Source organism: Tardiphaga sp. (assembly GCF_028290785.1).
Classification (GTDB): domain Bacteria; phylum Pseudomonadota; class Alphaproteobacteria; order Rhizobiales; family Xanthobacteraceae; genus Tardiphaga.
Window position 1 is genome coordinate 1 of sequence record NZ_JAQGJD010000062.1, and the last position, 10,088, is coordinate 10,088.

The 10,088-nt window shown below is 67.3% G+C and carries 7 protein-coding genes and 1 tRNA gene; 5 read left to right on the top strand and 3 right to left on the bottom strand.

Annotation, left to right across the window (positions count from 1 at the left end; genetic code table 11):
• Both JWR89_RS03515 and JWR89_RS03520 read right to left on the bottom strand, forming a co-directional pair.
• A partial coding sequence (locus tag JWR89_RS03515) for an AAA family ATPase (RefSeq protein ID WP_299711859.1) occupies positions 1-2,698 on the bottom strand: 2,698 nt, incomplete at its 3' end.
• Positions 2,695-3,930: a DNA repair exonuclease gene (locus JWR89_RS03520; protein WP_299711861.1), complete on the bottom strand. Its 1,236-nt coding sequence runs from the start codon at positions 3,928-3,930 to the stop codon at positions 2,695-2,697. The genes JWR89_RS03515 and JWR89_RS03520, both read right to left, overlap by 4 nt.
• 219 nt (positions 3,931-4,149) lie before the next feature.
• Between JWR89_RS03520 and JWR89_RS03525 the strand changes: the two genes are divergently transcribed.
• Both JWR89_RS03525 and JWR89_RS03530 read left to right on the top strand, forming a co-directional pair.
• A complete protein-coding gene (locus JWR89_RS03525; protein ID WP_299711862.1) occupies positions 4,150-4,599 on the top strand; it encodes a hypothetical protein in 450 nt (149 codons plus the stop codon).
• Positions 4,592-5,821 (top strand): biotin/lipoyl-binding protein, encoded by a 1,230-nt coding sequence (locus tag JWR89_RS03530; RefSeq protein ID WP_299711864.1) that lies wholly within the window; start codon positions 4,592-4,594, stop codon positions 5,819-5,821. Before JWR89_RS03525 ends, JWR89_RS03530 begins: the two co-directional genes overlap by 8 nt.
• 999 nt (positions 5,822-6,820) lie before the next feature.
• Here the strand turns inward: JWR89_RS03530 and JWR89_RS03535 are convergent.
• A tRNA-Pro gene (locus tag JWR89_RS03535) sits at positions 6,821-6,897 on the bottom strand.
• Positions 6,898-6,985: 88 nt separating this feature from the next.
• Here JWR89_RS03535 and JWR89_RS03540 point away from each other — a divergent pair.
• From JWR89_RS03540 to JWR89_RS03550, 3 genes are read left to right on the top strand one after another with little or no spacing between them, the layout of a single operon-like run.
• Positions 6,986-7,969, top strand: a complete 984-nt coding sequence (locus JWR89_RS03540; protein ID WP_299711866.1) for an L-threonylcarbamoyladenylate synthase — start codon at positions 6,986-6,988, stop codon at positions 7,967-7,969.
• Between the two features lie 49 nt (positions 7,970-8,018).
• Positions 8,019-9,476 (top strand): FAD-binding oxidoreductase, encoded by a 1,458-nt coding sequence (locus JWR89_RS03545; RefSeq protein WP_299711867.1) that lies wholly within the window; start codon positions 8,019-8,021, stop codon positions 9,474-9,476.
• Entirely contained in the window at positions 9,473-9,913 is a 441-nt protein-coding gene (locus JWR89_RS03550) for a GNAT family acetyltransferase (protein ID WP_299711869.1), read from the top strand. Before JWR89_RS03545 ends, JWR89_RS03550 begins: the two co-directional genes overlap by 4 nt.
• Positions 9,914-10,088: the final 175 nt, after the last annotated feature.

Sequence of the window (10,088 nt, forward strand, 5' to 3'; positions counted from 1 at the left end):
AGGCGAGCCGCGCGCCCACGCGGTCGATCGCCAGTCGCAGCGCCGCGGTGTCGGCCGCACCCAGCGCCCGGCAGGCATCCTGCAGCGTGAGGTCCAGCGCTGCACGCCGTGACGTCATCGACGTGCGATGGGTTGCGCGTTTGGCCATCGCCTCGCGCAGCCGGTGGCAGGCGTCGGCGGCACGACGCATCTCTGCGAGGCGCTCCGCCAGCCGCGCCAGCGTCACCTGCGCAGTGTCGCTTGCGAGGTCCGGCGCGACCCGCGCGGCGTCCGCCACGTCGCTGTCGAACGCCCGCAGATCCGCATCGATACTCTCGACGCGGTGGCCCTCGGTCTCGAAGTTGAGTTTGGGAATGGCGACGGATTGCCATACCGCGAGCGCCGCCTCGGCCTCCGCCGGCGAATAGTGCGCCGGGCGTCCGATCTGCACCATAGCGCCGGGCCAAGCCTGCGCGTGCTCGACGGCGGCCTGCGCCAGCGTATCGAGCGCCTTCTGCGCTTCGGCCAGATCGCGGTCGGCGCGCTGCCGCGCCACGGCGCGGGCGCGCGCGTCGGTCCACACCTTCTGCAATTCGTCGAGCCGGCTGCGCGCCTCGCGAAACAGGATTTCGGCCGGCAGGCTCGGATCCGGCACGCGGCCCATGGAAGCCAGCAGCGAGAGAACCGCGGCCTTGCCGGCGTCCTGGCCGGCGGCGAGCGCGCCGAGTTCAGCTTGCTGCTCGTCCAGCCTCGCCATGCGGGCGACGAGTTGATCGACCCGCTCGCGCCAGCGCAACATTTCCGCCGGGCTGCGCGGCACCACGCCGGACGCCGTCCAGATCCCACGCCAGGCGACGTCGGCCTCAGCGCGGCGACCGGCCAGCGCTTCCCGTACGCGTGCGATACGCTCACGTTCCTTGCGGCTCTGATCGAGCCGTTCCTGGGTTGCTTCGCGACGTGCCGCGCGATCGGTGTCGGTGAGCAGCCGGTCGGTGATGTCGTCGATGGCGCCGGACGCGGCTTCGACCTTGCCGAAACGGGCGGCGCGCTCCGCGCGGTCGCCGTCAAGGACGTCGCGCAACAGTGCCAGTTGCGAATTTCGTTCGCTGCGGGCGCCGAGCAGATCAGCCCTGGTCGAGACCGCGCCGTCGCCCACCAGCCGCGCCAGTTCGGTTTCGGCGCTCTCGATGGCGCCGTCCGTGGCGGCGAGGACGTCGTTCAGCCGCCGAACCTCCGCCTCGGCCGCTTCCGCTTCGCGGGCATAGGTGGCGACCACGGCGTGATCCGGCAGCGGCAGCGCCGCCAGACGCGCGACGTCGCCGGGGGATGGATCGAGCGCCGAACCGGCCGCCGCGACGTTGCTCTTTTCAATCGCCAGCACGGCCGCCTCGCGGCGCAAGCGGTCGGCGTGGGTCGGGATATCGGCGAGCGCTTCGAGCCGCTGTCGCGCCGCCTCGGGATCCGTCACCGCATGAGAAGCGCCCGCGTCCGCATCGAGCGCATCGATTTCCTGCCGCACCCTGGCGCGCTTGGCTTCGGCCTCCTGCTTGGCTTGGTCGGCGCGGCGGGCGCGGTCGATCAGGTCGCGGACACCAGCGAGCGCCGGATCGGTCGGCAAATAAGCGAGCAGTTCGAGATGCGACGGCAGTCCCAGCCGATGCGCTGCGGCGTCGAGCTGTTCCTGCGCCAGCCGCCGCGCCTCGCGACGCCGTGGCAGGTCGTCCATCGCCTTGCGCACCGCGCCGAGACGTTCGCGCAACGCATCGATGGCCGCACCGGCGGCGAGCATGCCGTCATCGACCGACATCGCGGCGATCGACTCCGCATCCGCAGCGTCGGCGGCGTCGAGCGCGCTCGCCTCGCGCGACAGCTCGGCATCCGCCGCCAGTGCCACGCGCCATTGCTCGAGGGTCTGCGCCGGCACCGGCGGCAAGTCAGCCAGAGCGGCAAGCTCAACGGCGAGATTCTCCAGCCGAACGAGCCGCGAACGCACCCGCAGCGTCCGCTGCCAGCGCGCCAGATTGCGCCCCGACGCGGCGTGATCGGCATTCAGCTTCTCCAGCAGCGCGCGGGCATCCGCCACGGCCTTTTCGACATCGGCGAGCGCCTCGCGCGTCACCACGGCATCGCGCAACGCCTTCTCGGCGACGTCATGGCGATCGGCCGCGACATAGAACGGCTTGCTGGCGGATTTTCGCGACGTGAACAGATCGTCGGCCTCGCCTTTCAGGCGATCGCGGATGCGCGACAGCACCGTGAGCCCTGCCGAACTCGCGGCCAACGTTTCGGCCAGACTGCCGCCGGCATGGAGCAGTTCGCTACCGCCGATGCGCAGCGCCTGCGCGGTAAGGCCGAACTCGCGGGCAAAAATATCGCGCGTGATGCCGGCGAGATAAGGCTCGAGACTGTCGTCCGGCAATGGCTGGTCTGCGTGATCCACCAGGGTGTTCTTGGTGCCCTTGCGCCGGCGCACGGCGAGCTGGCGTCCGTCGCCGTGGCGAAACGAACCGCCGATGCGCAGCACCTTGCTCTCGTGCCGGAAATCATAGTCGGTGCGCGCGCCAAAACCGAACAGCAGGTCGCCGATCGCCGACAGCGCCGAGGTCTTGCCGGCCTCGTTGGCGCCGAGCACCACGTGCAGCGACGCGTCCGGCCGAAACGACAGCACCCGGTCGGTGAAGATGCCGTAGCGCTCCAGGGTCAGGCTCTCGATCCTCACGACGACATCGCCCCCGACAGAAAAGCGCGCGCATCGTCCGCCAGTTGCTGCAGCCGCTCGGGATCTTCCGCCAGCTCTTTTTGCAGGTCGCGCGGCAGCTTGTCCGCGACGCTCTTCATCAGCTCGGCGAGCACGCCTGCGAAAGCCGGGTCTGCGGCTGCCGAAGTCAGCAGATCATCGACGTCGAGACTTTCGGCCGGCGATAGCGCCGCGGACGGACGCGGCGGCGCCGATGTCGCGAGTTTGACCTGCTCGACCCAGCAATCCTCGGCGATGCGAAAGCCGATGGCGCGCGCCTCGTCCTGCAGCAAGTCGCGCCTCGCTACCAGCGCGCCGTGCAGCGGCGTGGTGCCGGTGAGCAGGACGCGGACCGCGAGCGGCCGTCCGTCGCTGCGGCCGTGCAACGCTTCCAGTGCGGCGCCGATGCGCGCGACCACATCGCTCTCGCGTTCGCAGCCCGATACATCGACGGTTTCCAGCGCCCAGCGCGCGCCATCGAACACCAGCGGCTCGACGGCGACGATGCGGCCGTCCTCGACGGTGACGCGCATCGCGCCCTTGGCGCCGGGCTCGCGGATGCTGCGGCCCTGCAGGTTGCCGGGATAGACCACCCACGGATCCCTGCTGAGGATTTCCGCCGTATGAACGTGGCCGAGCGCCCAGTAGTCGTAGCCGAAGCGGCGCAGACCATCGACGGTGCATGGCGCATAGCCGTCATGGCCGCGGGTGCCGTCGAGCGAAGTGTGCAGCACGCCTATATTGAGCCAGCCGTCGCGGCGCGCCGGATAGCTCTCGACGAAATCGTCCGGCACCAGCCGGGTGGCGAAGCTGCGGCCATGCAGCGCGACGCGATGTTCGGGGAGCTCGATGGTCTCGGCCTTGCGCGACGAAAATGTCTGCACCGAGTCCGGATAGGTCAGCGCGCGCGACATGCCGCTTTCGGAATCATGGTTGCCCTTGACCATGATGGTGGGAATGCCGGCGCGGTGCAGCGCGCCGATGGCGCGGACGAAGAACAATCCGGTGGTGACGTCGCGCCAGTCGCCGTCGAACACGTCGCCGGCGACGATCAGGAACGCCGCCTTGCTCTCGACGGTCTCGGCGATCAGCGCCTCGACCGCACGCCGCCCGGCCTGCGCAAAGCGCTCGGCGACGGCCTTGTCCTTGAGGCCGAGTCCGGCCAGCGGGCTGTCGATGTGCAGGTCGGCGGCGTGGATGAAGCTGAAGCGCATCGGTTTCGAGAATCCATTCGGCGGGGCGCCATCACCCCAGCTTAGAGTTCAAGTCACGCTGCGGATCAAGCGCGCGATCGGCCACTATCGATCCCCGCCAACTGCTTGTTGCGCTGCACTTTTTCGGCGCCAACCTTGCCATGTGGCAGCTTTGTGCGAAGATGAAACGGTAAGGACGGCCGCACATGGCCGGATGCGCAGTGCAAGACGGGGGATATCGTGAGCGATTCGCTTCATCCAGCCGCGCCCCATCATCTCCCCGGATTCATCACCGCCCCGGGTGACACCGACACCTTGATGGTCGTGGTCGGCTTCGTCCTGCTTGGCGCCATCCTCATGGTCGGCAATTTCTATCTTCGCGTCCACAGCATGCCCGAGCGCATGGCCCACAAGTCGCAGAAGCTGCAGTTCGAGGTCGTCGCCGTACTAGGCTTGCTGGCGCTGTTCACCCACATCCATCTGTTCTGGGTCGCCGGGCTGTTGCTGGCGATGATCGACCTGCCGGATTTCGGCACCCCGCTGCGCAGCATTGCCGGCTCGGTCGAACGCATCGCCGGGGGCCCTGCCGACACGGCAGTCGATCCCGCCGAAGCGGAAGACTCGATCACCGGCCGCGGCGCGGAGGTGAAGCCCGCGCATGTCGAGAGCGAGGTGCGGGGCCATGCTTGAACTGCTGCTGTGCTCGCTGCTGACGATCTTTCCGGACTATCTGTACCGCCGCTACGCGCAGGGAAAGCGCTTCGGCCGCGAGATCACGTTCTTTTCGGTGTGGTTCGAACTGCGCTGGGGCATCACCGCCTGCCTGATGCTGACCGTGGCGCTGATCACCACGATCTTCTATTTCCATCCGTCCACCACCAGCGCGACGCTGTTCTACCGCACCGTGCCGATCGTGCCGGAGGTCAGCGGCCGGGTGGCCGAGGTGCACGTTCAATTCAGCGCGCCGGTCAAGCAGGGCGAAGTGATCTTCCGGCTCGACAGCGCCAAGCAGGAGGCCTCGATGGAGACTGCCCGGCGCAAGATCGCCGAAGTCGATGCGGCGATGCTGGCGGCGCAGGTCGATATTCTCAAGGCCGAGGGCCAGGCGCAGGAAGCCAAAGGCTCCTACCAGCAGACCTCCGACGAGTTGGATACCAAGCGCGAATTGCAGAAGCGCAATCCGGGCATCGTGCCGCAGCGGGACATCGAAAAGCTTGAAGTGCTGCTCGCCGGCCGCCAGGGCGCGCTCGATGCGGCGATGGCCTCCAAGCAATCCGCCGTCACCCGCGTCAACGCCTTGCTTCCGGCGGAAAAAGCCAGCGCGGAGGCGGCGCTGGCCGAAGCGCAGGTCGATCTCGACAAGACCTTCATTCGCGCCGGCGTCGCCGGGCGCGTCGAGCAGTTCACGTTGCGGCCCGGCGATATCGTCAACCCGATGATCCGCTCCGCCGGCATCCTGATTCCCGACAATGTCGGCCGCGCGCTGTCGGCAGGCTTCGGGCAGATCGAGGCGCAGGTCATGAAGGTCGGCATGGTCGCCGAGGCGACCTGCATCTCCAAGCCGTGGACTATCATTCCGATGGTGGTGACCGGCGTGCAGAACTACATCGCGGCCGGCCAGTTCCGCGGCGGCGAGCAGCTGGTGGACGCGCAGCAGGTGCAGGCCCCCGGCACCATCCTCACCTTCCTGGAGCCGATCTACAGCGGCGGCCTCGACGGCGTCACCCCCGGCAGCAGTTGCATCGTCAACGCCTATACCAGCAACCACGAACGGATCGCCGCGCAGCAGACCAGCACCTTCATGCGCCTCACGCTGCATGCCGTGGATGCCGTCGGCATCGTCCACGCGATGCTGCTGCGCGTGCAAGCGCTGCTGCTTCCGGTGAAGACGCTGGTGATGAGCGGGCATTGAGCAGGGCCGTGGCGGGCGCGATGGCCCGCCGGCTCACGGCAGCACCGCCACTACGCTTTGCAGTGAAACAACCGCCCGCTCCAAGCGCAGCGATCGATAAAATAGTTCTCCTCGGTTTTGTGGGTCTAACATTTGTGCGCGATCCGACTCTTGTGGTGCGCGAATCTGCAGGCGTAGTCTTCGACCATCCCGGGAGGAACGGCCGATGTGCATTCTCGAGAAGCTACTGATCGGGTTCGGTGTGGCCGCCGGCGTCGGCGCCACGGCTTCAGGCCTGCTGATGGCACTGGCAATTTTGGCCTAGCGGCTCGCACTGGTTCGGACCCGCAGCAGCGCCCGCAGCGATGGTCGCGGGATGATTAATTTCCCTCACCCAGACGGGTGACGCCAACGTGTAACGACCGACAAAATATTTCGAAGATATGTGGGGCAGCGCACACTGGAGTCCGGTCGAACGTGAAACGATCTGGCGTGCGTACAGATGGGCCAGGGGCTTTTCGCCTTTTCCACGATTTCAATTACGCGCAGCGGGCCGCCGGTTATTTTGTAGCGTCCGGCGGCCCCACTTTTGACTCCCGCCGCCGCTGCGGTCTCTCACCAACAGTGCGCTGGGGCGTTCTTTCTCAGCCCTCGTTTTGAGTGCCGGGCCATCCGTGTCTAACCGCGGTTTCCTTCTCCTCGGCATCGCGACCGCGCACATAGAGCGTCTCGCCGTTCTGATCCGAATCCAAAACGATCGTCATGTCGGCGCAGCGGACAGACCGTTCGAACCAGACAGCGCTTCTAAAGGATCTTCTGTTCCGCCCTTCTGGTGTGGTGCAGGCCGAACTCAGTCGATCGCCAGCTACGTTTGGCCGCATTCTTCGCTGTGTTGAAATCCGAGGTGCGATCGGGGCTGCCTTTGCCGAGGCGGCCCATCGCATTTTTTTTGGGGGGGGGGGGGAGGCGGCGCTTTGCCGGCGTTTCCGTCGCGATAAGCCTCTGGAGGCTCTGATGACTTGGTCGGAGTGGCAGGATTTGAACCTGCGACCCCTGCGTCCCGAACGCAGTGCTCTACCGGGCTGAGCCACACTCCGACAAGTGGGCGGCTTATAACCTTGGGTTTCGCATACCGCAAGAACCTCGGTAAAAGAACCCGGATCAGCCTCCAACCGGACCCGCCTTATGACCGTCGGCCTCACCACCCGCCTGACCGATGCCAGCGCCGCCAGTGTGGCGGAGGCTGCGCGCTGCCTGCGCGCGGGCGGTCTGGTGGCGTTTCCCACCGAGACCGTCTACGGGCTCGGCGCCGACGCGGCCAATGCCGCGGCGATCGCGCGGCTGTACCAGGCCAAGGGCCGGCCGGCGTTCAACCCGCTGATCGCCCATGTCGGCAACCTCGCGGCAGCCGAACGGATCGCGCGATTCGATTCGCAGGCGCGGGCTTTGGCCGAGGCGTTCTGGCCGGGGCCGCTGACGCTGGTGCTGCCGAAGGCCAGGGGCTGCCCGGTGGCGGATCTCGCCACCGCCGGGCTCGACACCATTGCCGTGCGCATTCCGGCCCATGGCGTGGCCAGGGCGCTGCTGCAGGCCTTTGGCGGCGCCGTGGTGGCACCTTCAGCCAATCTGTCCGGCCACGTGTCTCCGACCACCGCAGCCCATGTCCGGGCCGATCTGGAGGGCCGTATCGACATGATTGTCGATGGCGGGCCGGTCGAGGTCGGCGTGGAATCCACCATTGTCGGCGCTTTCGAGCCGCCGATGCTGTTGCGGCCCGGCGGGCTGCCGCGCGAGGCGATCGAGCGGCGGCTCGGCCGCGCGCTGGCGATGCCACCCGAGGAACCCGCCAGCGCCACGAACCAGCCGCTGGCGCCGGGCATGCTGGCGTCGCATTACGCGCCGCGCACCAAGGTGCGGCTGCTGGCGGCGGACGTCCGCCCCGGAGAGGCGCTGCTGGCGTTCGGGGCCACCGCCATGCTTGGCCTCGACAATGCCGTCGCGGTGATGAATCTGTCTGATGCCGGCGATCTCGCTGAAGCCGCAACGAATCTTTTCGGCTATCTTCGCGCCCTCGACGCCGCCGGCGCCAAGGGCATCGCGGTGATGCCGGTGCCGAACCACGGGCTCGGCGAGGCCATCAACGACCGGCTGCGCCGCGCCGCGGTGTGACGATCGAAGCAAGACCAAGAAAAGCACTGAAGAAAAGCACGGAATCCGCATGAACATCGCCCAGCCGACCCCCGCCACGCTTTCGCCCGACACCATCGCGCGGTTCCGCGCCATCGTCGGCGACAAATATGCCGTCACCGACCCGGCCGACGTGCATCAATACGTCACCGAGGACCGCAACCTGTTCTTCGGCACCTCGCCTTTGGTGCTGCGGCCAGGCTCGACCGCGGAGGTCGCGGCGATCTGCAAGCTGGCGACGGAGACTCGTACCGCGCTGGTGCCGCAGGGCGGCAATACCGGGCTGGTCGGTGGCCAGACCCCCTATGGCGGCGAGGTCGTGCTGTCGATGCGGCGGCTTGACCATGTCCGCGAGATCGACACCGAATCCAACACCATGACCGTGGAAGCCGGCTTGATCCTGCAGAACGCGCAGACGCGCGCCGCGGAAGCCGACCGGCTGTTTCCGCTGTCGCTGGGCTCCGAGGGCAGTTGCACGATCGGCGGCAATCTCTCCAGCAATGCCGGCGGCACCACCGCTTTGGCCTACGGCGTGGCGCGCGAGATGGCGCTCGGGCTCGAAGTGGTGCTCGCCGACGGCCGCATCCTCAACGGCCTGTCGAAGCTGAAGAAGGACAATACCGGCTACGACCTGCGCAACATCTTCATCGGTGCCGAAGGCACGCTGGGCATCATCACCGCGGCAACGCTGAAACTGTTTCCGAAGCCGCGCGCGGTGGAGACCGCCTTTGTCGGCCTACAATCGCCCGAAGCGGCGCTGAAACTGCTGCAGATCTCGCGCGAAGAGGCGGCCGGCCAGCTCACCAGCTTCGAGCTGATCGCCGACATTGCGGTGGATTTCTCCGTCCGCCACGGCATCGGCGTGCGCGATCCGCTCGCCAGCAAGCATCCCTGGTATGTGCTGATGGAGTTGTCGTCGTCGCGCGAAGATACCAGCGACACGCTGCAGAAGATTTTGGAGCGCGGCATGGAGGACGGCATCGTCGATGATGCCGTGATCGCCGCGAATATCGCGCAGCGCCAGGCGTTCTGGAAACTGCGCGAGGAAATCTCGCCGGCGCAGAAGCCGGAAGGCGGCTCGATCAAGCACGACGTTTCAGTTCCGGTGGCGGCGGTGCCGGCGTTTATTGCTGAGGCCAATGCCGCGGTGGCGAGACTGATGCCGGGCGCCCGCCCGGTGCCGTTCGGCCATCTCGGCGACGGCAACATCCACTACAATGTGACGCAGCCGCGCGAGACGCTCGCGGACAGCGGCGGCCGGGATGCGTTCCTGGCGCGCTGGCACGACGTCAACGCCGTGGTGTTCGAAGTGGTGCTGCGGATGGGCGGCTCGATCTCCGCCGAGCATGGCATCGGCCAGCTCAAGGCCGCCGACCTGCCCTCGGTGAAGGACCCCGTCGCGATCGAACTGATGCGCGCCTTGAAGGCGATGCTCGACCCGCTGAACATTTTGAATCCCGGCAAGGTGCTGTTGCCGGTGAAGCCATGAGCGCCGCGCTGCAGATCGCGCCGCTCGCCGATGCCGACATCCCGGCGGTGATCGCCCTGTGGCGGCGCTGCGGGCTGGTGCGGCCGTGGAACGACCCGGAAGCGGACATTGCGCTGGCGCGACAGAACGCCAATGCGGATGTTCTGCTCGGCCGCGCAGGCGACGTCATCGCCGCCTCGGTGCTGGTCGGGCACGACGGCCACCGCGGCTGGGTCTACTACGTCAGTGTCGATCCCGACCATCAGCGGCAGAATTTCGGCGGCGCCATCATGACCGCCGCCGAGGACTGGCTGCGCGCGCGCGGCATCGAGAAGCTGCAACTGATGGTGCGGGGCGACAATACGCAGGTGCAGGCGTTCTACGAGTCGATCGGCTTCGGCGAACAGAAGCGCATTGTTTATGCGAAGTGGCTGGATGGGCGTGAACTGACGCCGTGAACGGGTCTTGCACCGTCCTCTCCCCGTCATTGCGAGGAGCCCTTGCGACGAAGCAATCCAGTTCTTACGGAGTCTGCTGCTTCTGGATTGCCGCGTCGCTTCGCTCCTCGCAATGACGGCTGAGGGGCCTGCGCAACTAAAGCTAAAACAACGACCCCTGCCCGTCATCGGCAGC

Excerpts from the sequence above, each read along its gene's own strand:
- JWR89_RS03550 (WP_299711869.1), top strand. The coding sequence starts at position 9,473 with ATGAGCGCCGCGCTGCAGATCGCGCCGCTCGCCGATGCCGACATCCCG.
- JWR89_RS03530 (WP_299711864.1), top strand. The coding sequence starts at position 4,592 with ATGCTTGAACTGCTGCTGTGCTCGCTGCTGACGATCTTTCCGGACTAT.
- JWR89_RS03520 (WP_299711861.1), bottom strand. The coding sequence starts at position 3,930 with ATGCGCTTCAGCTTCATCCACGCCGCCGACCTGCACATCGACAGCCCG.
- JWR89_RS03545 (WP_299711867.1), top strand. The coding sequence starts at position 8,019 with ATGAACATCGCCCAGCCGACCCCCGCCACGCTTTCGCCCGACACCATC.
- JWR89_RS03540 (WP_299711866.1), top strand. The coding sequence starts at position 6,986 with ATGACCGTCGGCCTCACCACCCGCCTGACCGATGCCAGCGCCGCCAGT.